At 69.9% G+C, this 23375-nt stretch carries 17 protein-coding genes; 10 read left to right on the top strand and 7 right to left on the bottom strand.

Translation table 11 applies throughout. The features are described from left to right. Window positions 1-41 precede the first annotated feature (41 nt). Window positions 42-1256 (top strand): alanine transaminase, encoded by a 1215-nt coding sequence (gene alaC / locus LDO27_RS00380; protein ID WP_224038962.1) that lies wholly within the window; start codon window positions 42-44, stop codon window positions 1254-1256. Window positions 1257-1377: 121 nt separating this feature from the next. Here the strand turns inward: alaC and ybaL are convergent, their stop codons facing one another. Then, window positions 1378-3111 carry a YbaL family putative K(+) efflux transporter gene (ybaL, locus tag LDO27_RS00385; RefSeq protein WP_222209233.1) on the bottom strand — a complete coding sequence of 578 codons (1734 nt, stop codon included), beginning with the start codon at window positions 3109-3111 and terminating at the stop codon, window positions 1378-1380. Window positions 3112-3397: 286 nt separating this feature from the next. On the opposite strand from ybaL, the gene LDO27_RS00390 reads away from it, so the two are divergent. Together LDO27_RS00390 and LDO27_RS00395 are read left to right on the top strand one after the other, a co-directional pair. After that, the gene (locus LDO27_RS00390) at window positions 3398-4366 is read left to right on the top strand and encodes a glycosyltransferase family 2 protein (RefSeq protein WP_222209231.1); all 969 of its coding nucleotides are present in this window, start codon (window positions 3398-3400) and stop codon (window positions 4364-4366) included. Then, window positions 4363-6594, top strand: a complete 2232-nt coding sequence (locus LDO27_RS00395; protein WP_224038964.1) for a GtrA family protein — start codon at window positions 4363-4365, stop codon at window positions 6592-6594. Before LDO27_RS00390 ends, LDO27_RS00395 begins: the two co-directional genes overlap by 4 nt. Window positions 6595-6624: 30 nt before the next feature. On the opposite strand, the gene LDO27_RS00400 is transcribed toward LDO27_RS00395, so the two are convergent. Together LDO27_RS00400 and LDO27_RS00405 are read right to left on the bottom strand one after the other, a co-directional pair. Continuing rightward, window positions 6625-7821 (bottom strand): GGDEF domain-containing protein, encoded by a 1197-nt coding sequence (locus LDO27_RS00400; RefSeq protein WP_224038965.1) that lies wholly within the window; start codon window positions 7819-7821, stop codon window positions 6625-6627. Between the two features lie 170 nt (window positions 7822-7991). After that, entirely contained in the window at window positions 7992-12041 is a 4050-nt protein-coding gene (locus LDO27_RS00405; protein WP_224038967.1) for an ankyrin repeat domain-containing protein, read from the bottom strand. 276 nt (window positions 12042-12317) lie between these two features. Here LDO27_RS00405 and LDO27_RS00410 point away from each other — a divergent pair, with 276 nt between their 5' ends. The 3 genes from LDO27_RS00410 (at window position 12318) to LDO27_RS00420 (ending at window position 14958) form a co-directional block, all read left to right on the top strand. Continuing rightward, the gene (locus tag LDO27_RS00410) at window positions 12318-13229 is read left to right on the top strand and encodes a LysR substrate-binding domain-containing protein (protein WP_224038969.1); all 912 of its coding nucleotides are present in this window, start codon (window positions 12318-12320) and stop codon (window positions 13227-13229) included. Window positions 13230-13350: 121 nt separating this feature from the next. After that, window positions 13351-14283 (top strand): CmcJ/NvfI family oxidoreductase, encoded by a 933-nt coding sequence (locus LDO27_RS00415; RefSeq protein ID WP_224038970.1) that lies wholly within the window; start codon window positions 13351-13353, stop codon window positions 14281-14283. Between the two features lie 24 nt (window positions 14284-14307). Beyond that, a complete protein-coding gene (locus tag LDO27_RS00420) occupies window positions 14308-14958 on the top strand; it encodes a 2-hydroxychromene-2-carboxylate isomerase (RefSeq protein ID WP_224038971.1) in 651 nt (216 codons plus the stop codon). 56 nt (window positions 14959-15014) lie between these two features. Here LDO27_RS00420 and LDO27_RS00425 read toward each other — a convergent pair whose 3' ends face one another. The 3 genes from LDO27_RS00425 to LDO27_RS00435 form a co-directional block, all read right to left on the bottom strand. After that, window positions 15015-15467 (bottom strand): SRPBCC family protein, encoded by a 453-nt coding sequence (locus LDO27_RS00425; protein WP_224038972.1) that lies wholly within the window; start codon window positions 15465-15467, stop codon window positions 15015-15017. Between the two features lie 80 nt (window positions 15468-15547). Then, window positions 15548-16399 carry an S-formylglutathione hydrolase gene (gene fghA, locus LDO27_RS00430; RefSeq protein WP_224040743.1) on the bottom strand — a complete coding sequence of 284 codons (852 nt, stop codon included), beginning with the start codon at window positions 16397-16399 and terminating at the stop codon, window positions 15548-15550. An 11-nt stretch (window positions 16400-16410) separates the two neighbouring features. Beyond that, window positions 16411-17517 carry an S-(hydroxymethyl)glutathione dehydrogenase/class III alcohol dehydrogenase gene (locus LDO27_RS00435; RefSeq protein ID WP_222209214.1) on the bottom strand — a complete coding sequence of 369 codons (1107 nt, stop codon included), beginning with the start codon at window positions 17515-17517 and terminating at the stop codon, window positions 16411-16413. Between the two features lie 259 nt (window positions 17518-17776). On the opposite strand from LDO27_RS00435, the gene LDO27_RS00440 reads away from it, so the two are divergent. Then, on the top strand, window positions 17777-19150 hold the full coding sequence (locus tag LDO27_RS00440) for a hypothetical protein (RefSeq protein WP_224038973.1): 1374 nt from the start codon (window positions 17777-17779) through the stop codon (window positions 19148-19150). On the opposite strand, the gene LDO27_RS00445 is transcribed toward LDO27_RS00440, so the two are convergent. After that, window positions 19138-19881, bottom strand: coding sequence for an alpha/beta hydrolase (locus LDO27_RS00445; protein ID WP_224040744.1), 744 nt, complete (start codon window positions 19879-19881; stop codon window positions 19138-19140). The two genes, LDO27_RS00440 and LDO27_RS00445, sit on opposite strands and share 13 nt — an antisense overlap. A 501-nt stretch (window positions 19882-20382) precedes the next feature. On the opposite strand from LDO27_RS00445, the gene LDO27_RS00450 reads away from it, so the two are divergent. From LDO27_RS00450 to LDO27_RS00460, 3 genes are all read left to right on the top strand, one after another. After that, window positions 20383-21156, top strand: coding sequence for a hypothetical protein (locus LDO27_RS00450; protein WP_222209209.1), 774 nt, complete (start codon window positions 20383-20385; stop codon window positions 21154-21156). Window positions 21157-21248: 92 nt separating this feature from the next. Further along, on the top strand, window positions 21249-21989 hold the full coding sequence (locus LDO27_RS00455) for a hypothetical protein (RefSeq protein WP_224038974.1): 741 nt from the start codon (window positions 21249-21251) through the stop codon (window positions 21987-21989). A 7-nt stretch (window positions 21990-21996) separates the two neighbouring features. Beyond that, window positions 21997-23355: a hypothetical protein gene (locus LDO27_RS00460; protein ID WP_224038976.1), complete on the top strand. Its 1359-nt coding sequence runs from the start codon at window positions 21997-21999 to the stop codon at window positions 23353-23355. Window positions 23356-23375: the final 20 nt, after the last annotated feature.

Consider the following 23375-nt stretch of genomic DNA (forward strand, 5'->3'; position numbering starts at 1 on the left):
GTCGCTCGGACGGTTCCGGGCGCTTACGTTCAAGGACCCTCATGCCTGCCTCTTCCGGTCAGCGCCGCTTTGCGCGCATCGATCGCCTTCCCCCCTACGTCTTCAATATCACCGCCGAGCTCAAGATGGCCGCCCGCCGCCGTGGCGAGGACATCATCGACATGAGCATGGGCAACCCCGACGGCGCCACGCCGCCCCATATCGTCGCCAAGCTCACCGAGGCCGCGCAGCGTCCCGATACCCACGGCTACTCGACCTCGCGCGGCATTCCGCGGCTGCGTCGCGCCATTTCGCACTGGTATCGCGACCGCTACGACGTCGCCATCGATCCGGACACGGAAGCCATCGTCACCATCGGCTCCAAGGAAGGGCTGGCGCATCTGATGCTCGCCACGCTCGATCGCGGCGATACGGTGCTGGTGCCCGATCCGAGCTACCCGATCCATATCTACGGCGCGGTGATCGCCGGGGCCGATATCCGCTCGGTGCCGCTCACGCCCGGCGTCGATTTCTTCGCCGAGCTCGAAGGGGCGATCCGCGGCAGCTATCCCAAGCCGAAGATGATCGTGCTGGGGTTTCCGTCCAACCCGACCGCGCAGTGCGTGGAGCTGGAGTTCTTCGAGCGCGTGATCGCGCTGGCGCGCAAGCACGATATCTTCGTGGTGCACGACCTGGCCTATGCCGACATCGTCTTCGATGGCTGGAAGGCGCCCTCGATCCTGCAGGTGCCGGGCGCCAAGGACATCGCGGTGGAGTTCTTCACGCTGTCCAAGAGCTACAACATGGCGGGCTGGCGCATCGGCTTCATGGCGGGCAACCCGGATCTCGTGGCCGCGCTCGCGCGCATCAAGAGCTATCACGACTACGGCACGTTCACGCCGCTGCAGGTGGCAGCCATCGCCGCGCTCGAGGGCGACCAGTCATGTGTCAGGGACATCGCCGCGCAATACCAGTCGCGGCGCGACGTGCTGGCGCGCGGACTGATCGAAGCCGGCTGGCCGGTCGAACTGCCGAAGGCCTCGATGTATATCTGGGCGCGGATTCCGGAGCCCTATCGCGCGCTGGGCTCGCTGGAGTTCTCCAAGCAGCTGCTCGCCAAGGCCAAGGTATCGGTATCGCCGGGCATCGGCTTCGGCGACTTTGGCGACGAGTACGTCCGCTTCGCGCTGATCGAGAACGAGTCCCGCATCCGGCAGGCCGTGCGCGGGATCAAGGGAATGTTCCGGGCGGATGGGTTGATCGGGCCGGCGGGGTGATGGGGATGTGAACGGCGGCGGCATTGCGGGCGTTCACCCTCACCCCCGCCTCTCTCCCGCTGGCGGGCGAGGGGAGGGAGACCGCTGGCCGGTGCCCCTGCGTCCCTCGGCCTGACAATCCTCAACGCAAAGGCGGCACCGCGCCCTCCCGCTCGCGCGCCTGGTCCTCGCGGATCGTGTCCACGACGTGGCGGATCATGTTGGAGGCGAGTTCCTCCTCGCCCAGGAACACGCGGTCGATCTTCTCGCCGGCCAGCAGCCGCGCCTCTTCCTCGCTGTGCGTGCGGACCACCGTGCGTACGCCGGGGTTCAGCGTCCTGGCGATCTCCACCATGCGGCGTACACCCACCGAGTCCGAAGTCGCGATCACCAGCATGCCCGCGTGCGCGATATGGGCCTGGATCAGCACGCCCGGCTCCGTGGCATCGCCAGACACCGCCGGAATGCCGCGTTCGCGCAGCGCCTCGACGATGTCGCGGTTCTGGTCCGCCACCACATAGGGAATGCCGTCCGCCGACAACGCGCGCGCGATGCGGCGGCCAACGCGGCCGAAGCCCACCAGCACCACCTGCCGGCGCAACAGCGACTGGTCCACGCTTGCCGGCAGTTCGGACAGCGGGTCGTCGCTGCGCTCGAACTTGCGGGTCAGCGCGGGGGAAGTGTGTATCCAGCCCTGCATGGCCTGCGCGGCGCGGAAAACCAGCGAATTGAGCGCGATCGAGATCAGCGCGCCGGCCAGCACCAGGCTCTGCCCCTGGGCCGGCAGGACGTTCAGCGCCACGCCGAGGCTGGCCAGGATGAACGAGAACTCGCCGATCTGCGCGAGGCTGGCGGACACCGTGAGCGCGGTGTTGAGCGGGTAGCGCATGGCGAGCACGAGGGCAAAGGCCGCCACCGACTTGACCACGATGATGATGGCGATGGTGGCGGCCACATGCAGCGGCGCTTCGACCAGCACGCGGGGATCGAACAGCATGCCGACCGAGACGAAGAAGAGCACGGCAAAGGCATCGCGCAGCGGCAGCGATTCCTGCGCGGCGCGATGGCTCAGCGCGGAGCCGCGCAGCACCATGCCCGAGAAGAAGGCGCCCAGCGCGAACGACACGCCGAACGCCTCCGCCGAGCCATAGGCGATGCCCACCGCCGCGGCAACGACGCACAGCGTGAACAGTTCTTGGGATCCGGTACGGGCGACCTGCCACAGCACCCAGGGGAACACCCGCCGGCCCACCACCAGCATCAACGCGATAAACAGCGCCACGCGCCCGAGCGTGCTGACCAGCGTGAGCCAGACCGGCTCGGACGGCGTGGCCGCCGCCTCGGTCTGCCCCAGCGTGGCGGCAATGGGCGGCAGCAGCACCAGCACGAGCACCATCACGAGGTCCTCGACCACCAGCCAGCCCACCGCGATACGGCCGTTGACGGACTCCAGCAGCCCGCGCCGCTCCAGCGCCCGCAGCAGCACCACCGTGCTCGCCACCGACAGGCACAGGCCGAACACCACGGCACTCGCCAGCGGCCAGCCCCACAGCAGCGCGAGCCCCGCCCCGGCTGCGGTGGCGAAGGCGATCTGCACGATGGCACCAGGCAATGCGATGCGCCGCACCGATAGCAGATCGTCGAGGGAGAAATGCAGGCCGACGCCGAACATCAGCAGCATCACGCCGATCTCGGCCAGCTGCTGTGCGAGCGCAATGTCGCCGACGAAGCCCGGCGTGGCGGGGCCGATGGCGATGCCCGCGAGCAGATAGCCCACCAGGGCCGGCATCTTCAGGCGCGCGCACAGGAAACCGAAGATCAGGGCCAGCCCGAGAGCGGTGGCGATGGTGGTGATGAGGCTGATGCTATGGGGCACGGGCTCGACTCGCTCGGTGCGACCACGCCGCCCTCGTCGCCGGGGTCGGGGTGGTCGTCTCGGTGGCAGGGTGCAAGCATGATAGCAAGGCAGCCGTGACGCGAACCCTGGCGCTTGCGGCGGCCTTGCGGTTCACGGCGCTGCCCGGCCCTCGGGCGCGGCGCGCAATCTGCCGGGAAACGTGCCCGCGGGGGCGATCCGCCGCAGGGCCTGCGGTATGATTCGGCCCGGCGATGCGCAGCCGTTTGCCAGGGCGCTGAGCGATACCACCATTCGAAAAACACGTATGACAGAATCATTCCAGCCGCACGTCGCGGTGGTCGTGCCCTGCTACAACGAGGCCGCCACCATTGCGCAGGTCGTCGGGGATTTCCGGCGCGTCCTGCCCGGCGCGGAAATCTTCGTGTTCGACAACAGCTCGTCCGACGATACGGCCCGCATCGCCGCCGGGGCGGGCGCCCATGTCATCAAGGTGCCGCTGCAAGGCAAGGGCAATGTCGTGCGCCGCATGTTCGCCGACGTCGACGCCGACATCTACGTGATGGTCGATGGCGATGCCACCTACGACGCCGAAGCGGCGCCCCGCCTGATCGGCCGCCTGGTGGCGGAAGGGCTGGACATGGTGGTGGGCACGCGCGCCAGCGAAAAGGCGGAAGAGGAGGGGCAGGCCTACCGCTTCGGCCACCGCTTCGGCAACCGCATGCTTACACGCTGCGTCTCGATGCTGTTCCGCAACACCTTCACCGACATGCTGTCGGGCTACCGCGTGTTCTCGCGCCGCTATGCCAAGTCCTTCCCCGGCCATTCCGCCGGCTTCGAGATCGAGACCGAGCTGACGGTGCATGCGCTGGAGCTGCGGATGCCGGTGGGCGAGGAAGACACCGCCTACGGCGCCCGGCCGAGCGGCTCCGAAAGCAAGCTGCGCACCTATCGCGACGGCACGCGCATCCTGCTGACCATCCTGAAGCTGTTCAACGCGGAGAAGCCGCTGGCGTTCTTCTCGATCGGCTTTGCGCTCGCGATGTCGCTGTCGGTGGGACTGGCCATGCCGCTGTTCAAGACCTATCTGGAGACGGGACTAGTGCCGCGACTGCCGACGGCCATGCTTTGCGTCGCGCTGGCGCTGCTCGGCGGCATCCTGCTCGTATGCGGACTGGTGCTGCATACGGTGACGCGCGGCCGGCGCGAGGCGAAGTGGCTGGCCTATCTGTCGGTGCCGGGCATCGGGGCCGTCAAGCGCTCGCGGTCGCGATGATCCGGCGGCAGATCGCCTGGTTCGCGGTCGCCGGTGTCGCGGGCTTCATTGCCGATGCCGCGGTCCTGTACCTGGCGCTGGGCGCGGGGCTGGGGCCCTACGGCGGGCGGGTGCTGTCGTTCCTTGCAGCGGTGGCAGTGACCTGGGCCATCAATCGCCGCCACACGTTCGAGGTCACGCCGGGCGAGCCGCTGTGGCGCGAGGGCTTGCGCTACCTCGCCGCGATGGCCTTCGGCGGGGCGGTCAACTTCACCGGCTACGGCACCGTCATCGCGCTGGCGCCCGCCACCCGCTGGACGCCGCTTGCGGCGCTGGTGGTGGGAACGGGGCTGGGCATGGTCTGCAATTTCCTGTCGGCACGCTACTGGGTCTACCGGCAGGGAGCACGCACAGGCGGCGACGCCACCCCCGCGCGCCCGCGCCCCAAGCTACGGACCCGCATCGCGGGCGCGCTCGCCCATCCCGCGGCGCCGCTGCGGGCGGCCTGGCTTGCCCCGCTGGTTGCCGGCCTGGTGTCGCTGTGGCTCGGGCAGGACAGCAACTGGGACCTGCTGAACTACCACCTCTACAACGCCTACGCCCTGCTGGGCGGGCGCGTGGGCGGCGATCTCGCGCCGGCACAGTTCCAGAGCTATTTCAATCCGCTGCTGGACGTGCCGTATTTCGCGATGGTCACGCACTGGCCCGCGCCGCTGGCCGGCTTCACGATGGGCGCGTTCCATGGCCTGAGCTTCGCGCTGGTGCTGTTCATCGCGCGCCGCACGCTCGGATCGGCGGGCGGACGCAGCGGCGCCGTTGCAATCCTGCTGGCGCTGGCCGGCTGCCTCGGCCCCGCCTTCCTCTCCGAGCTGGGCAACACGATGGGGGACAACTCCACGGCGCCGCTGGTGCTGGCCGCGCTCGCCCTGCTGGTGTGGCGCTGGTCCGGCATCACGGCCGGCGCCGCCGGCGCGGCGTTGCCGGTGGCCTTGGCCGCGGGCCTGCTGATGGGTGCCAGCGTGGGGCTGAAACTGACCAATGCCGTCTACGCGGTCGCCCTGTGCCTGGCCTTGCTGACGCTGCCCGGGGCATGGTGGCGGCGCTTCGGTGTGGCGTTCGTGTTCGGCCTCGGTGTGCTCGCCGGTATCGCCGCCACGTCGGGCTACTGGTTCGCCACGATGTGGCAGGTCTTCGGCAACCCGCTGTTTCCGCAATTCAACGCATGGTTCGGCGCGCCGCTGGCCGCGCCGATCTCGATCGTCGACCTGCGCTGGCTGCCCAAGGGCATCGGCGAGGCGCTGCTGTTCCCCTTCGCGATGGTGGCCGACGCGCGACGGGTCAATGAAGTGCCGATGCGCCCGCTGATCTGGCCGGTGCTGTGGCTGCTGGTGGTCGCTTGGGCGGCCACCGTGCTGCTGCGCCGCTCGCGCGCATGGTCGTCGCCCGCGGCCCGCTTCGTGGTCGTGTTCGTCGGGCTGGCCTTTGTCACGTGGATGGCGATCTTCAGCATCTACCGCTATGCCGTCGCGATGGAGCTGCTGGCGCCGCTGTGCGCCTGGCTGCTGATGCATCGCGTCGTCGCGGCGGACGCGGCGCGCCGTGTCGCCACCGTGGTGCTCGTGGTCGTGGCCGCCTCCGCCGTGGTGGGCGCCCGTTCATGGGGCCGGGAGGGCTGGGATGCCCAGGCCTTCCGTGTCGAGGTGCCACCGTTGCCCGCCACCGGCACCATCCTGCTGATCGGCAGCGAGGAGCCGCTGGGCTGGATGGCGCCGTACCTGCCGGCGGCACTGCCCGTCGCGGGCGTGGCCACCAACTTCCCCGAGTCGCCCGCCTTCGTGGAGCGCGTGCGCGACATGGTGAGGGAGGGCGGAGGACAGGCCTGGGGCGTGATGCCCGCCGCGGTCAACCGCAGGGCCAAGCTGGTCGCCACGCTCGATGGCGTGCTGGCGCGGCTCGCGCTGCCGGCGAGCGGCGGCGGTTGCCGCGCGGTGTCCGGCCTGCTCGAGCGCACGCGCGTCCACGCCCGCGTCGAGAAGACCGCGGGCGACGGGCGGTGCACGGTCGTGCTGCCGCCCGAGGACATCGTCGATCTCGACCAGGCCGACCGCGCGCTGGTGGTCAGATGGAGCCAGGCCGTCGCGCGCTATGGCCTGGCCGTGGATGCCGCGTCGTGCCGGCGCTACCGGGCATGGGTCGGTGCCACGCCGCGGCCGTATCAACTCTGCAAGGTCGCGTTGACGCAGGGCTAGCCGCCCTGCGCGGCGGACGTCGGGATGAACCTATGTCGCCCGCGTCCAGGCCGCACCGGGCGTCGCCGTACCGGCCTTGCCCGGATGACCGTGCACGCGGTTGCGCCCGGCCAGCTTCGCCGTATACAGCGCCGCGTCGGCACGCGCGCACAACTCTTCCAGCGACTCGCCGTGCTGCCACGTCGCGTAGCCCCCGCTCACGGTGTAATGGATGGAGCCGAAGGCGCCGGTGACCGCCTTGCACCCGGCTTCGGCGCGCAGGCGTTCGGCCACGCGGCCGGCGGCCTCCCAGCCCGTCCCGGGTAGCAGGATCACGAACTCCTCGCCGCCGAGCCGGCCGATATGGTCGGCCGCGCGCAGCGATTCGCTGGCGCAGCGGGCGAACTGCGCCAGCACGATGTCGCCGGCGGCGTGACCGTGGCAGTCGTTGACCGACTTGAAGCGGTCGATGTCCACGATCAGGATCGAGGGGCCGTGTCCCGCGCGCGGGGCGCGTTGCAATTCGCTGCGGGCGATATCCTCGAATGCCTTGCGCGACAGCACGCCGGTCAGGAAGTCGGTATTGGCGATGGTTTCGAGCCGGCGGATCATTGCGTCGTGGATCATCAGCACGGCGCCCATCCCCATGGCGGGCATGACGAGCGCGCCCAGCGCGATAAAAGCAACATTGAGCCCCGGCGGCGCGGTGCCCGCAATCGAATCGACGCTGGCAAGGAGCGACCAGATGCCCCGTATGGCGTGGCCCACGGCGAAGAACACGGCGAACGCCGCGGTCACCAGGTGATACGGCGCGGCGCGGCCCGTCGGCCGGAAACGCCACAGCACGACCGCCGTCCAGCCGCACAGCAGGCTGTGGAAGCCGGACACCACGAACACGCGCATGTTGAAGTCGTCGTACACATAGCGCCAGAAGACGATGCCGGCGAGCACGGCCAGGGTGCCGGCGACCAGCGTGCGCCACGGCGCCGGCCGGCCGCAGAACTGCATGGTGCCGGCGTGAAACAGGGCCATGCCCCAGGCCAGCATGGGGTTCGCGACGACCACGGACAACAGGTCCGGGATGACTCCGCGCAGCGCGACCAGCACCAGCCCCAGCGTCACCGTCATGTTCGACAGCCACCACTGATGCACGCCCGGCAGACCGCAGCGCCGCAGCGACCAGATGATGGCCAGCATCATCGCGCTCAGGGCGGCGGTGATTGCGATCAGCGGTAACGCGTTGGTCATCGGGTGCGGTCCTTCGGCGGCGGTCTGAAACTGCCGCACCGCCAGGATCCACCGGAGTCCAGGACGGCGGCATGGGAACGCGAGGGTTCAGGGCCATGCCGGGCAGGGGCGAGAGGATAGCGCGGCCTGCACGGTCCTCCGGGAGGATATCGGCACGCCGCGCCAAAGCCTTAAGGCAAGGGATCGGGGACGGTCGCGGCGTGGTGGCCCGCTTCTGCAGGCGCCGGGGGTTGGGTCAATTCGGCAATCCTGCGCTGTACCGTGGCGTTGCGCAGCTCGGCGGCATAGGCCGAGGCCGTCTTGTGCAGAGGTGGCAGCGGGAAGTCGATCCAGGCGTCTTTCCCACGGAACAGGGATATGAAAAACCGCACGATGCGATTCCGCCCTTGCCATGCCGCGTGCAGCGTTTCCACCAGCGCGACGGCGGCCTCGGTGGCGGCCTGCTGGCCGCTCGCGCCGATGCCGCTGTTCGTCAGCGCGTCGCCCAGAAGGTAGCCATACTCCCGATCGTCCAGCGGGCGCACCCCTTCCCGCAGCAACGCGGTTACCGCCGGCCAATCGTGCCGTTGCTTCGCGCGGAGAAACGCATCGCAGCGCGTTCCCCGCAGCGGTAAACCGCAAGCCCCGAGCCTGCGCATCAGGGCGGCGCCCTCGTCCTTGTCCTCGCGCGTCACGCGGGCCGCCAGGTAGAGCACCTGTCCCAGGTGGGGCGCGATCGCTTCGGGTGCCGGCGCATAGTCCAGGAGCCGCGACAGGATACGCGCCCGCTGCACTGGGCGGTCGGTCGTTGACGACAGGGCCTCGGTGAGGATGACGTTGCCCTGGCTCTTTCGGCCGGTGCCGACGAGCAGGCGCAGCCGTGCCGCCCTTTCCCTGGGTTGCATGCCGTCCGGCAACGTCGCTTTCAGCAGCGTGGCGACGTTTTCGTCGTTGCCCGCGCGTGCCGCGATACGGATCAGCTCCCTTGCCCGGAATACGTCGGTGCAGGGTGCCGAGGGATGGGCCAGGCATTGGGCCAGCAAGTCGCCCGGGCCATTCTTTGCTACCGCGTGGAGCAGGTCCTTCATCATCGAGACAGGGGAACGCGGGTCCAGTCCGTTCTCCACCATGGTCGCGACGATGTCGGGCGCGTGGCGCAGCAGCGTCTTGAGCGAAGCCGCTCTCGGCTTCCCTGTGTCCTCGAGCCGGCCCGCGAGTCGCCTGGCCCAGTCCAGTTTCTGGGCCTCGGCAATCGCGGCGACGTCGTCCGCGGTAAACCGGACGTTGGCGCGCACCAAGGCCTCCGCCACGGCGCCTTGCCCGGCGCGAATTGCCCGCACCAGCAGGTCGCCGGGACACCGCTGGCCACAGCCGAGTTCGGCGATCAGGTCGGCCACGAACGCCGATGCATCGGATTTCGTCTTGAGTGCCTGCTCCAGCAGATCGGGCAGCCGGTGGTCGCGCGGGAGCGTGTCGCGTGCCGCCGTGACGTGGTCCTCCATGATGATGGCCACGCGGGCAGAGACCATGTGCCCATGGCCGACGAGGGCGGCGAGCACGACGATGGCCGGCGCACCCCGGCAAAGCGCCAGCACCATCGACCGCTGGCCGCCCCGCATGGCGCCCCGCAGGGCGGCCGACAACATGCCTTCCCGGTGGTGCGGCCACGGGCCATGGTCGGTCAGATGCCGAACGGTGTCCTCGTGACCGTTGCTTGCCGCCGCCTCCACGATGCGCTCGGCGGCATCCGCCGGAACATACGGATTGCCCCGGTCCAGCAGCAGTTGCAGCAGAGCGTTGTTGCCGTGCGCGGCAGCAAGCTCCAGCGCCCGTACCGCGCGCCGGCCCTCCAGGCGACACCCGCCCTCCAGCATCCGGCCAACCAGTTGCAGCGCAGCGTCGGGATCGGGGTGGTTCACCACGGCTTCGAGCATGCGGGAACTGTGTGCGTGCTCGCCCAACGTCTCCGGTGTCAGATCGCCGTGGCGTATCGCCTCGGTCACGATGGCGGTGCAGAAGGCCTCCGACAGCTGCCAGAACGGCGCGAGCGGGCGCAGCAACATGACGTCGAGCAGCATCTGCCGATCCGCCGGGCTCGCGGTGTGGGCGTACATCATGCCGGCAAGCCTGGCCTGCTCCGGGCCAGCGTTGTACATCAGCCAGCCAAAGAGATGGGCCTTTGGCTTGTCCTCGACGACGGTGCGGGCGCCCGCTTCCAGCAGCGCCGTGATCGTCGCGACGTGGCGGGATTCCAGCGCCAGTTCCAGCGGCGTCCGGCCGCCGGCCGCGGCGGGGGCGTTGACGTCCGCGCCCTGTGCGACCAATAGCGCCGCGCATGCGAAGGACTTCTTTTCGATGGCGGCATGCAGCGGCTTCTGGCCATGGCGGTTCCCCAGATCGATGTCTGCGCCCGCGTTCAGCGCCAGCACGACGCCCTCGGCGTCGTCCCGGGCGATGCTGTCGAAGAGATATTGGGCCGGCGCCGTGCGCACGGCCAGCATCTCGTATGCCCTGCGCTGCCGCGGAGCCATCCCGACGAGGCCGATGTCGAACTGCAACTCCCGGGCCGTGTCACCGGGGTCGACGCCAAGGCCGAGCAGGGCCTGCACGGCCCCGGCATTGCCCTTGAGCACGGCGCGGCGCAGCAAGGCCTGCCCGTCGGCCGGGGCGCCGGCAGGCGCGCCCGCGGTAGACGGCGGGTCCAGGTCCAGTTCTATCGCCCACGCCAGCCGCGTCAGGATGGACACCCGCGGGTTGTCGATGACCGCGCGTTGGTAGTCCGCCCTGACCCGCAGGCAAGCCATCAGACCGGGCAGCCGGTCCGCGTCCTTCGGCCCCAGGGATGCCAGCCGCGGCTCCAGGCCCGGAAAGCGGCTTTCCCGCAGCTGCCCGGCGCTCATGCCCTCCATGATGCGGCTGGCGACGGCCAGAAAATCCTCGTCGGATACCTCGGCGCCCTGCAGGCGGTCGAGGTGGCCCAGCTCGACGGGGCCGCCCGGGGCCTGGCCGCAGGCCAGCCAGCGTGCCTTGCCGGAGGCGTACAGGGTGACGGTGGCGGTCTTGCCGCCATAGGTCGCCTCCTGCCACGAGGCGACGGGGCGGGCCGCCAGTTCGGCAAGGACGCCGCTGTCTTGCAGATTCCTGGCCAGCGCCACATGCAGCAGGGAAGTATCGCGGTTCAGGCAATAGGTACCGTCGTCGTTGTCGCGCAGCAGGTCCTTTGCCTCCAGCGGCCCGTAGGCGCCCGCCAGGGCGGTGGACTGGAGCGATCCGTGCGCGGCGAGCGCGTCCGCGGTCTTGTCCACGTCCTGCTGCAGCAGCGGCATGACCTGCTTGGCGACGCAATCGCCGTCGATGCTGCCGCCGTGGCGCAGGGCGTTGCCTTCCGGCAGCGATGCCACGAAGCGGCCCTGGCATTCGTCCGCGAGCGCGTCCAGCGCCATGTCGGTGAGCCTTGCCATGCCTTGCGGCGTGCGCAGCGTGTCGATGAGCGCGCGGTAGGTCGGATGCAGCGGGGTCAGGTACGGGTCGTGGACGGGATCGAACCCGAACGTGGGCGCCAGTTCGTTCAATGCGGACTGCACCGCGTGGGTGGACTGGCTGCGCCCCATCTCGGCGGGCACGCCGTCCAGCAGAACCGATTCCAGAACGCGGTGAAACGCCCTGCGGAAGGCACCGGGCAACCTGCCGTCGCGCGCCAGTTCCAGTTGCAGTGCCGTGCGCGCGATGCCGTTCATCACGCCGCCGGAACAGCTGCCGAGGGCCTGCGTGGCCTCGCGCAATCGCGCGATGCGGGTGTCGAGCGGAATGCGCTCGTCGTACAGGCAGGCGCGCATGCGTTCCAGGCCGGGCTTGCCGTCCGTGTAGAGCTGCGTGCGGTGGCTGCCGAGTCCCACGTCACCCGACGTCCCGGTGGGAAACAGGCCGCGCTTGAGGCGTTGCAGGTCGTGCACCAGTTCTGCCGCGACCACGTCGCCCATCTGCGGATGCGGCGCCGCCGCCATCGCGAAGGCGACGATGTGGTCGATGTCGTCCTCGCATTCCTGCCGGAACGCTTCGAAGCGGGCGGATTGCTGGAACGTTTCGAGGTCGCCGTCCTGGTCGGGACGGTAGTAGGTGCGACTGGCGATTGGCTCGCCCGCCTCGGGGCGGGCATGCCCCGGGCCGGAGCCGGAGGCCGGAGAAGCGAGCAGGGTGGCGGGGCTGGCCAGCACGAAGGAGAGTGGGGCGGAGATGGGCACGGATACGTTCCGGTAGGCGGAGGTTTGGCTCAGCAGGAAAGAAGGCGCGCAACACGGCGGCGCCGGGCCGCCGCAGCGCCGGCGTGCTGCGAGCACCGACGGGGCCGTCGGCGCGCAGAGCTTAGTGTCACCACCGCTGCTGCTTCTGCCGGATCGGTGTCCGGGTCTTTAACATTTGACGATCGCGCCGGTGCGCAGCGGCGGGCGGGCCGATGCAACTGCCATCGGCGGCCGCGATGGCGGTGTATGCTCGCCCCGTACGCATGAGGAGCTTGCATGTCACGGTCTTTGCTTCCCCTGGCTTCGATGATGGAACCGCTGCGCGGCTTCGTCGCCGTCGGCCGGCGCATGAGCATCACCCTGGCGGCCGCCGACCTGTGCCTGACGCAGTCGGCGCTGAGCCGCCAGGTGCAGGCGCTCGAGTCGCGCCTCGGCGTGCGGCTGCTGGTGCGCGGCCATCGCGCGATCGCGTTCACCGCGGAAGGCGAGCGGCTGTTCCGCAGTGCCGACGCCGCCCTGCAGCAATTGCAGGACGCCTTTGCCGCGCTGGGGGCCGGGGCCCGTCGTCCGCCGGTCACGCTGAGCGCCAGCATTGGGGTGACCGGCCTGTGGGTGCTGCCGCGGCTCGGGCGGTTCCAGCAGCGCCATCCGGACATCGAGGTGCGCGTTGCCGCCAGCAACCGCGTGCAGGACCTGGCCGGCGAGGGCATCGACCTCGCGATCCGCTACGGCAGCCGGGCCGCGGCCGGAGAAGGGGCCGTCCGGCTGTTCGACGAGACGGTCGTCCCGGTCTGTCATCCGTCCTTGCCGGTCCAGGGCCTGATGGCGCCGGGAGATCTCGCGGGGCAGGTGCTGCTGGAGTTCGACGATCCCGGCCGGCCCTGGCTTCACTGGGAGGACTGGCTGGCGGCGCTCGGGTGGAGCGGCGCGCGGCCACGCGCCGTGCTGCGCTTCAACCAGTATGACCAGGTCGTGCAGGCTGCCATGGCGGGGCAGGGCATCGCCCTCGGGCGCGTCGCGCTGATCCAGCCGCTGCTCGACGATGCGCGCCTGCGCCGCATGCCGTGCGCAGGCGCGGGTCCGGTCAACGAGCACGCCTACTGGCTGCTGCGGGGCGACGCCGGGCGGCCGGACGTCGACGCGGTGGTGGAATGGATCCTGGCAGAGGCGGGAGAGGTGGCTGGCTAGCGCTTTCGCATGCGCCTTGTGCATGCGAGGCGTGCGTATTCCGCGCTTGAGACGCGCCGGCCGCTGGGCTTGAATGGCAGGCAACCGCGCCGCTTCGGCCCGGCATCCACCGGAGCCTTCCATGACTCTCGCCGCTCCCTCCCTGCTGCCGCAGGGCCCGGCCGCCTCTGCCGCCGTCATCGCCCGTACCGGTCCGCGCTTCGCGCCGGCCCGCCTTTCACCGCCGGCGGTACAGGCGACGCTGAGCTATCTGTCGCCGACCCACGAACGCCCCTACAACTACGCCTACGAGCCGCCGCCCGGCGCGGCCTGGGAAAACTACCGGGCCGATGCGCGCCCGGTATGGATACGGGATGCGCGCGCGCTCGGTGCCGCACCGCTCGTGGACCGCGAGGGATTTGCGCTATGGGACGCGCCTTCGTCGCTGGGGGACCCGGAGGACTTCGCCGACGCTGCGCTCGTGACAGAGCGCTACTACCCCGAAGTCGCCGAACTGGCGCGTGCGGCCACCGGCGCCCCGCACGCCTATGTGTTCGACCATCTGGTGCGCAGGCGCGACGCGCAGGCCGGCCCCCTCGGCTTCGGCCGGCCGGGCCGGGGACAGCCGGCCGGCGCAAACGGCCGGGTGCACAACGACTACACCGAGACGTCGGGTCGCCGCCGGCTCAGGCTCGTGCTGGGAGAGGCCGCCGCCGTCGGGGTCGGCCGCTATGCCATCGTCAATGTGTGGCGCTCGCTGAGCGGCCCGGTGCTCGACACCCCGCTGGCGCTGTGCGACGCGCGCAGCGTCGATGCCGCGGATCTGGTCGGTGCCGATGTCCGCTATCCCAACCGGACCGGCGACATCTACCTGATGCTCCATTCGCCGCGGCATCGCTGGTTCCATTTTTCGGCCATGGATCGGCACGAGGCGCTGGTGTTCAAGCAATACGACTCCAGCATCAGCGGCGTGGCGCGCTTCACGCCGCATGCGGCCTTCGACCACCCCGAGGCTCCTCCCGATGCGCCGCCGCGCGTGAGCATCGAAGCGCGCTGCCTGGTGATCTACGACTGACCACCCCCGATGCCGGAGGCCGCCATGTCCGCTCCCTTGCTCAACCCCGCCGCGCCGCTCGAATTCTGGTTCGAGTTCGGCAGCAACTACTCGTATCCCAGCGTGATGCGTATCGAGGCGCTGGCCCAGCGCCATGGCGTCACCGTGGTGTGGAAGCCCTTTTTGCTTGGCCCGGTGTTCCGGTCGCTGGGCTGGCAGACGTCGCCTTTCGTCGCGCAGCGGGAAAAGGGCGCCTATGTGTGGCGCGACATGGAGCGGCTGTGCGAGCGCTACGCGCTGCCGTGGCGCCGGCCCAGCGCGTTCCCGCGCCGGGCGCTGCTGCCGATGCGCGTGGCGCTGCTCGGCGCGGACCAGCCGTGGATGGGCAAGTACTGCCGCCGCATGATGCTGCTCAATTTTGCCGAGGACCGCGAGATCGATACGCCGGCCGCCGTGGCGCAGGTGCTGGAAGGTATCGGACTGGCCTCCGAACCGTGGATCGAGGCCGCCCAGTCGGCGCTGAACAAGGAGCGGTTGCGCCGGCAGACCGAACGGGCCCGCGAGCGCGGGATCTTCGGCGCGCCGACCTTCTTCGCGGGAGACGAGATGTTCTGGGGCAATGACCGACTGGAGGATGCGCTGGTCTGGGCGGCGAGATCGCGCGGCTGGGGCGGCACCGTCGCGAGCGCTGGATAGCGCGCGGCGCTCCGGCCGAAGTGGACTTCAGCGGTCGGCGATGACGGCGATGACGACTATGCCGGCTCGCGCAGCGCCTGGTCCAGAACGCCAAGCATCTTGTACCAGGCCGCTTCCACCTGCTCCACCTGGCCTTCGGCGCCGGCCGGCAGCGTATGCGTCAGTGCCAGCGCGCAGCCATCGGGCGCTGCCTCGATCGTGACGTTGACCCGGGAGTCGCCGGGCTCGCCGCCGATGGCCCAGGTAAACGTGAGCGCCATCGGCCGATCCAGCCGCAGGTATTCGCCGACATGCTCGATGCGTTCGCCACCCCGCTCCACCAGGAAGGAAAAGCGCCCACCGACCCACGCATCCCGGTTCAGGTGAACGATGCGTTCCTCGCGCACGGCGGGCCCGAACATCCAGCGCCCGAGCATCGCCGGGTCCAGCCAGGCGTCGAACAGCCGTTCGGAAGACACCGGGAACGCTTGCTCGACGTGGGCCGCCGGGAGATTGTGCTGGTCGGTCATGCTGGTGCTCCTTGACTGGGTGAGTGCCTCGGTAAGCCGCATCTTAGACCGCGCGCACACCGCCCGGGCCGTCGCGGCCGTCAGAGCTGCCGCGCGTGGTGCCGGATATGGTCCTCGATGAACGTCGAGATGAAGTAGTAGCCGTGGTCGTAGCCGGCATGCCGGCGCAGCGTCAGCGGCTGTCCGATCCGGGCGCAGGCCGCCTCGAAGGCTTCCGGGTAGAGCTGTTCGGCAAGGAATTTGTCGGCCAGTCCCTGATCTACCAGGATGCCGGCCGGGAAGGGCGGGGCCGCTTGCGCCTGCATCAGTGCCGTGGCGTCATACGCTTCCCACGCGGCGCGGTCTTGCTCGCCCAGATAGCGCCCGAATGCCTTGTGTCCCCACGGACAGCGCGTGGGCGCCGCGATGGGCGCGAAGGCCGACACCGAACGGAAGCGCTCGGGATGGCGCTGCGCCAGCACCAGCGCGCCATGCCCGCCCATCGAATGGCCGAACACCCCGGTACGCGCCCGATCGACGCCCAGCTCGGTGGAGACCAGATCGAAGAGTTCGCGCGCCACGTAGCTTTCCATCTTCCAGTGCGCGTTCCAGGGAGCTTGCGTGGCATCGAGGTAGAAGCCGGCGCCTGCGCCGAAGTCCCACTCGTCCGCCTCGCCGGCGATGCCGGTGTTGCGCGGGCTGGTGTCCGGGGCCACCAGGATCAGGCCATGCTCGGCGGCGAAGCGCTGGGCGCCCGCCTTGATCATGAACGTTTCCTCGGTGCAGGTCAGGCCCGCGAGGTAGAACAGCGCGGGACACGGCCGGTCCGGCTCCGCCAGCGCCCGCGGCGGCAGGAAGACCGAGAAGCGCATCGGCAGCCCGATGACGGCCGAGTCGTGCCGGTAGAAGCGCTGCGCGCCGCCGAAGCACCCGTGTTCGCTGAGCAGTTCCAGCATGGCCATCCTCAGTACAGCACCACCGAGCGGATCGACTCGCCGCGCTTCATCAGGTCGAAGCCTTCGTTGATGCGGTCGAGCGGCAGCGTGTGCGTGATCAGGTCGTCGATATTGAGCTTGCCTTCCATGTACCAGTCGACGATCTTGGGCACGTCCGTGCGCCCGCGCGCGCCGCCGAAGGCCGAGCCCTTCCACTCGCGTCCGGTGACGAGCTGGAACGGGCGGGTGGAGATCTCCGCCCCGGCCTCCGCCACGCCGATGATGATGGACTTGCCCCAGCCCTTGTGGCAGCACTCCAGTGCCTGGCGCATGACCTTGGTATTGCCGATGCATTCGAACGAATAGTCGGCGCCGCCGTCGGTCAGCTGCACGATATGGTCGACCACGTTCTCGACTTCGTTCGGGTTGATGAAATGGGTCATGCCGAACTTGCGCGCCATGGCCTCGCGCGCCGGGTTCAGATCCACGCCGATGATCTTGTCCGCGCCGACCATCTTCGCCGCCTGGATCACGTTCAGGCCGATGCCGCCCAGGCCGAACACCACGACGTTGGCGCCGGCTTCGACCTTGGCGGTAAACAGGACCGCGCCCACGCCGGTCGTCACGCCGCAGCCGATATAGCAGACCTTGTCGAACGGGGCATCGTCGCGGATCTTCGCCAGCGCGATCTCCGGCACCACGATGTGGTTGGCGAAGGTCGAGGTGCCCATGTAGTGGAAGATGGGCTTGCCGCCGATGGAGAAGCGCGAGGTGCCATCCGGCATCAGGCCCTTGCCCTGCGTGGCGCGGATCGCCTGGCACAGGTTGGTCTTGCGCGACAGGCAGAACTTGCACTGGCGGCATTCGGGCGTGTACAGGGGGATCACGTGATCGCCGGGCTTGAGCGAGGTCACGCCCGGGCCCACGTCGGTGACGATGCCCGCGCCTTCGTGGCCCAGGATCGCGGGGAAGATGCCTTCCGGGTCGGCGCCCGAGAGGGTGTAGTAGTCGGTGTGGCAGATACCGGTGGCCTTGACTTCCACCAGCACTTCGCCGGCGCGCGGGCCGTCCAGTTCGACGTCTTCGATGGTGAGGGGAGCACCGGCCTTCCACGCGATGGCGGCTTTGGTTTTCATCTTGATATTCCTTGGATAGCGGCGCGCGGGGCTGCGCCCGCGGCGTTGTCGTCGTGCCGGCATGGCCGGTCCGTCCCATGGGCCGCATTCTAACCGCCGGCAGGGCGCGGCGGAACCCGATGCCGGTATGCGGCACGGTGCGCGAGCCATCGCGCCATCCTGCGGCGTTCGCGAATGCGGAAGCCATGGCGAGTTTGGACAGCGCGCCGATGGACGCGGGCCCAGACTCGCCAGCTTCCCTCTCATCCCTGTCGCTACCATGCCCGCCTCTCCCGATATCGCGCCTCCCGCCGATCGTTTCGCCTTTCTTTCCGCCGACGCCACCGTCGCCAGCCCGGGGCCCAAGATGGCGCTTCCCACGGATGCGGCACAGGCCAGTCACGATCCTGTGACCGCCGACCTCCATCCCCATGCCAAGGCCTGGCGAGGCGCCAGGGACTGGCTGGCACGGCTCGAAGATTCACTGATCGAGGAGGCAGCGGAGAATGCGGCGTCGTGGTGTCTGCGCCAGCGTCTGCATGCCTGCACCAGTGCACTCGTGGAAGTGGAAACCGCTGCGCGCGCCCTCAAGGCAACGCAGGACAGCGCCGGCTTGCCCGCCAGCACCAGGAGCAGGAACGCGATCGCGGATCGGGAGCGGGACGTCCAGCATGCCTGCACCGAGGCGTTCGCTGCGCTCCAGACGCTCGCCATGGCGATCGAACTGCACGACGAGGCGATGGCGCCCGGCAAGACGAAGATCGGTATCCATGCCGTCCTGAGCGCGGCAGCGTTGATCGTGCTGGGCGTGGCGCTGTTCGCCACCAGTGGCGTGGCGCTCGTCGTACTCGCGGCGCTGGCCGGCTTTGCGGTGTTGAACGGCGCCTGCGCCGGTGCCGAGGTAGTCCGGGCCGCGCTGGAAAATCCCCGCGACACGGGCGGCTTCGAGGACGTTCGGGCTGCGCTGCTGGGGCAGATCGAGAGGCTGTCGTGGAAGCCCGCCACCGGGCAGGCGGTCGCATCGGACGAGCCGAGCGTGCCGCCCCCTGTGCCAGTGGAAGACGCGCCAGTGACAGACGCGCCAACGACAAACGCGCAAGCCCCCGCGCCGTTCGTCTTTCCCGAGATCGGGTCGGGTGCCGATATCGTGCGGCTGCTGGCGGCCATCGACCCACGGCTTCCAGCAAAAGCCAGGGCAGACATCCTGAACAGGGTGCGTTTCGCGGCGACGACTTGCCTGCCCATCGAGGAACTGCACGACGCCGCGCAGGCGGTGCTGGCCAGCATCGCAACGTTGCCGGAACAGGAGCGGCTCCGCCTGCTGCCCGGGTTTGCCTACGGGTGTTGCCGCGAGATCGGCTCCGGCGGAAACCGGACGCGCGAGGGCGATGAACTGCTGCTCGCCACGCTGCGCGGCATCCTGGACAGCATCGGCCAACTGAGGCCGGCCGATCGCGTCAGCGCGCTGGTGGGCCTGCACGCCGGTTCGCGGCTCATCTACGGATGGGTGCGCGAGCAGTCCGTGCCGTTGCTCGAAGCGCTGAAGGCGTCGTTGCCTCCCGCCTACCGCGACAGCCTGCAGCGCAGCCTGGACGACTACGTGCCAGACGACTATGGCTACGCGCGCGGGTACGACCAGCGCTATGGCGTCTGAGCCGATCGTCCGGATGCCACGAAGCCCAGTGCCTCGCGCCACCAGGCGTCGTCCACGCGCGTGATCCAGTCGTTGTGCTCGGCGGCCGCCACGCGCGTCAGCCGCTTGGGGTCGCCCAGCGCTTCGTACAGGGCCACACCGAAACGGGCCGGCACGATGCTGTCCCGCTCCGCCACTACCACGAGCACCGGCTTGCCGAACGAAGCCAGGTGCGCCGCGCTGTCGTAGCGGTCGCGCAGCAACCACGACACCGGCAGCCACGGATAGTGATGCGCAGCAATGTGCCGGAGGCTGTCCCACGGCGTGATCAGCATGAGGCCCGCCGTCTCGTCGCGCCGCCGCGCGGCGGCAGCAGCCGCCACGCCTGCACCCAGCGATTCCCCGATGACGAGCACCGGCGCGCCGAACTCGCGGTGTGCGGCGGCAATCGTCCCGGCCGCGTCCGCGACGAGGCTTTCCTCGCCCAGCGCGCCGTCGCGCGGACCGTAGCCGGGATACTCCGCGAGGATCACACGCAGCCCCAGCCGCGTGAGGGTGGTGGCGTAGATCGCGCGGTGGCCGGCGTGCCCGGCATTGCCGTGGAAGACGATGGCGGTGCCCAGCACGGGCCCGGCGGGTTCCGCGATCAGGCCACGGAAGTCGGACGCCGAGGGCCACGCGCGCAGGCCGCCGGATGCCAGCCGTTCGATGCCGGCCTTTTCGGGAAAGTACAGGAAGTGGTTCTGCAGCATGGCAATGGCGCGGTTCGTGGCAAGGCTGGCGATGGCGAACACGAGCAGCGCGGCCAGGCGGTGAAGTGCTCGCGGGGCAGGGCGGCATAACCGATGTCCTTCCAGTCCGCGCCGCGCGGCCGGCGCCTGGCACCGCGTGCCCTGACCGATGGCTTGCTCCATCCCTTCCCCTCGCTGGCCGAGACGGCCGCTTCCTCTCCGCGCATTGTCCTGCCGCGGCACCCGCCGAAGCAACCCTCGCCCCACGTTCCCTCCCGAAGCACGCTTCGGTTTTCCCTTCGCGCGCAGCCTTCGCCCCGAAAGCCGCTTCGGGCCACACGGTTCGCCAATGGCCGCGCCAGCGCGCCAACACCGTGGCCCGAAACGCCGCGCATGCCAGTGCCGGCAAGGGTTTGCGGCGGGCCGGCACAGGCCCGGGCCGGTGGCGGCACGGCTGATGCTTAGTGGCGTCCAGGCGGGGCGGCAAGCCCCACGGCAGCGGGAACCGGACAGGAGGCCAACGTGCGCAACGATGACGAAGGGGATCTGTCGGTGTTCGACAGTGAGAGCGAATTCGAAGACCAGGAAACCGATGCCTTCGAGTTCGAGTTCGAGTCGGGCGGCGACGGGCAGCAGTTCGAGGACGCCGGCGAAATGGACGAGACCGAGGAAATGGAGCTGGCCGCCGAACTGCTCGAAGTGAGCGACGAGGAGGAACTGGACCAGTTCATCGGCAAGCTCATCAAGCGGGCGGGCCGGGCGGTCGGGCACGTGGTTCGCTCCGACGCCGGGCGCGTGCTGGGCCGCATGGTCAAGTCCGCCGCGCGCAAGGCACTGCCCATGCTGGGCGCCGCGGCCGGCGGGCTGGTCGGCGGCGCCGCGGGCAGCAAGGTGGGCGGACAGCTCGCCGCCCGCGCCGGCAGCCTGTTCGGGTTGGAGCTCGAGGGTCTCAGCCGCGAGGACCAGGAGTTCGAAGTCGCGCGCCGCGTGGTGCGCTACGCCGATGCCGCGGTGCGCAAGCTGGCCTCGGCACAGGGTGCGGGCGATCCGGCGCAGGCCGCCAGGGCCGCCGCGCTCGCGGCGGCAAAGCGCCATGCCCCGGGCCTGCGCGGCCCTGTCACTCCCTCGTCCGGCGCCGGCCAGTGCCCCAACTGCGGTGGCTCGACGCGCGGCGGCGGCTGCGGCTGCAAGGGCTCGCAAGGGTGCTCCTGCGGAGGCGGCAAGGGCGCCGGCGGCCGCTGGATCACGCGCGGCCGCCACATCGTGCTGCTTGGCGCCGCCGGCGAGCCGCGCTAGCGGCCAGGCCAGGGCGGCAGCACACCCCGACAGATTCCCGCCGATGCACGCCATTGCATCGGCACGACGAACGAGTGGAACAGGAGAACGCCATGCACGACATCGATCGCACCCTGGGCGAAGTGGATCCCGAGACGGACGAATTCGAGAGCGATGAATTCGAGTTCGAGGAGGAGTTCGAATTCGAGAGCGAGTTCGACGGCGAGACCGACCTCGAAAGTCCCTTCGAGGAATTCGAGGAAATGGAGTTCGCGGCGGAGCTGCTGTCGATCCAGAGCGAGGAGGAACTGGACCAGTTCCTCGGCAAGCTGATCAAGAAGGCGTGGCGCGGCGTGCGCAAGATCGGCGGCAAGATCATCAAACCGCTGGGCGGCGCCCTGAAGGGGCTTGCCAAGAAGGCACTGCCCTTCGTTGGCGGCGCACTCGGCTCCTTTATCCCTATTCCGGGCGTCGGCACGGCCGTGGGCTCCGCGCTGGGCTCCGCGGTGAGCAAGGCCCTCGAGATGGAGTTCGAGGGCATGGACCAGGAAGACCAGGAGTTCGAGATGGCCAAGCGCTTCGTGCGTGTGGCGGGCGCCGCGGCGAAGCAGGCCGCCGCCGCCGGCGCCAATGGCGATCCGCGCGCCGCGGTGAAGGCGGCGGTCGTCGCCGCGGCGCGCCGCCATGTGCCCGGTCTTGCGGGCGGCCGGCAAGGCGGCATGGGCGGCATGGGCGGCATGGGCGGCATGGGCCGCGGCCAGGGCGGCGCCATGTCCGCGGGCGGCAACTATGGCGGCGGCCGCCAGGGGCGCTGGATCCGCCGCGGCCGCAAGATCATCCTGATCGGCGTCTGACGTCGCCATGTCCGCCGCCATGCCTGCCGCCGCGTCCGCCGCCATGTCCATCCACTCGCTCTCCACCTGGATGCTCGCGCAGGAAGCGCGCGGGCTGCTCACACGCCTGGAGCGCGTCAAGCCCTTCGCGCTGGACGAGGCGATGGTGCCGGCGGCCGGGCTGACGCCGGCCGCGCTGCTCGGCGTGGAGCGCTACCTGTTCAAGGGGCGCCGCGAGCTGCGCGCACGGATGCTTGCCTATCTGGCATGGTTGCACAGCCCCGAGGGACGGCGCGCGGGCCCGGAGCAGGCCCAGCATCGGCTCACCTTCCTGCGCCTGCGCTTCAACATGGTGCTGTCCCAGTTCGACCTGTTCGCCGACGTCATCACGCAGCGCAGCCAGGCCGAAGTGGGCGTCTGGCTGGCGGGCCTGGACGAGGTCGCCGCGGATGCGCTGCGCCTGCCGGACTATTTCGCCTCGCCGCCTGTCGTCTGCTATCTGGACCGCGGCGCGGGCGCGGCCATCCGCCGGGCCCGCACACGGCTGCCCGGCGGTGGCGAGAATCCCGTGGCCATCATCCGCGTGCCGCGCGAACGCATGGTCGGCAGCGGCATCGCCTCGTCGCTGATCCACGAGGTCGGGCATCAGGGCGTGGCGCTGCTGGACCTGATTGCCTCGCTGCGGCCGGTGCTCAAGGGCATGGCCGTGGATGCCGGCGAGCACGGCGTGGCGTGGCAGCTGTGGGAGCGCTGGATCTCCGAGATCCTTGCGGATTTCTGGTCGGTGGCCCGGGTGGGAATCGCCTCCACGGTGGGGCTGATCGCGGTGGTCAGCCTGCCGCGCGTGTTCGTGTTCCGCACCGGCGCCGAGGATCCGCATCCCATTCCATGGGTGCGCGTGCAGCTGTCCTGCGCGATGGGCAACGCGCTGTATCCGCATCCGCAATGGGGGCGGCTGGCCGCCGTGTGGGAAGCGCTCTATCCGCTCGACGGCCTGGACGAGGACAAGCGCCGGCTGCTGTCGCTGCTGCGCGCCACCATGCCCGGCTTCATCGCGCTGCTGGTCAACCATCGGCCGCCCGCGCTGCGCGGCAAATCGCTGGCGCAGGTGATGGCGACCGACCAGCGCCAGCCGTCGCGCCTGAACGCCTACTGGCGCGCGTGGCGCCGCGCGCCGGAGCAGATGCGCCGCGCGCCCCCCTCGCTGGCATTCGCGGTGATCGGCCAGGCCAAGGCCCATGCATTGATCACGCCGGAACAGGAAAGCCGACTGCTGAGCCGGCTGCTGACGCAATGGGCGCTGCGCAGCACCTTCGCCAGCGCCCGCGCCTCCATCGTGCAGCCGGCGCTGCCGCTGGCCGTCGTCCGATCCGCCCCTTCCGTCTAACCGTATCAGCCGGAGTCCCG

It is taken from the genome of Cupriavidus respiraculi (assembly GCF_914271545.1).
Lineage (GTDB): Bacteria > Pseudomonadota > Gammaproteobacteria > Burkholderiales > Burkholderiaceae > Cupriavidus > Cupriavidus respiraculi.

Bases quoted from the DNA above. Each gene is read 5' to 3' on its own strand.
- LDO27_RS00440 (WP_224038973.1), top strand. From the start codon at position 17,777: ATGCCCGCCTCTCCCGATATCGCGCCTCCCGCCGATCGTTTCGCCTTT.
- LDO27_RS00435 (WP_222209214.1), bottom strand. From the start codon at position 17,517: ATGAAAACCAAAGCCGCCATCGCGTGGAAGGCCGGTGCTCCCCTCACC.
- LDO27_RS00400 (WP_224038965.1), bottom strand. From the start codon at position 7,821: ATGACCAACGCGTTACCGCTGATCGCAATCACCGCCGCCCTGAGCGCG.
- LDO27_RS00410 (WP_224038969.1), top strand. From the start codon at position 12,318: ATGTCACGGTCTTTGCTTCCCCTGGCTTCGATGATGGAACCGCTGCGC.
- LDO27_RS00460 (WP_224038976.1), top strand. From the start codon at position 21,997: ATGTCCGCCGCCATGCCTGCCGCCGCGTCCGCCGCCATGTCCATCCAC.
- LDO27_RS00445 (WP_224040744.1), bottom strand. From the start codon at position 19,881: ATGCTGCAGAACCACTTCCTGTACTTTCCCGAAAAGGCCGGCATCGAA.
- LDO27_RS00455 (WP_224038974.1), top strand. From the start codon at position 21,249: ATGCACGACATCGATCGCACCCTGGGCGAAGTGGATCCCGAGACGGAC.
- alaC (WP_224038962.1), top strand. From the start codon at position 42: ATGCCTGCCTCTTCCGGTCAGCGCCGCTTTGCGCGCATCGATCGCCTT.
- LDO27_RS00395 (WP_224038964.1), top strand. From the start codon at position 4,363: ATGATCCGGCGGCAGATCGCCTGGTTCGCGGTCGCCGGTGTCGCGGGC.
- LDO27_RS00390 (WP_222209231.1), top strand. From the start codon at position 3,398: ATGACAGAATCATTCCAGCCGCACGTCGCGGTGGTCGTGCCCTGCTAC.
- LDO27_RS00415 (WP_224038970.1), top strand. From the start codon at position 13,351: ATGACTCTCGCCGCTCCCTCCCTGCTGCCGCAGGGCCCGGCCGCCTCT.
- LDO27_RS00420 (WP_224038971.1), top strand. From the start codon at position 14,308: ATGTCCGCTCCCTTGCTCAACCCCGCCGCGCCGCTCGAATTCTGGTTC.
- LDO27_RS00425 (WP_224038972.1), bottom strand. From the start codon at position 15,467: ATGACCGACCAGCACAATCTCCCGGCGGCCCACGTCGAGCAAGCGTTC.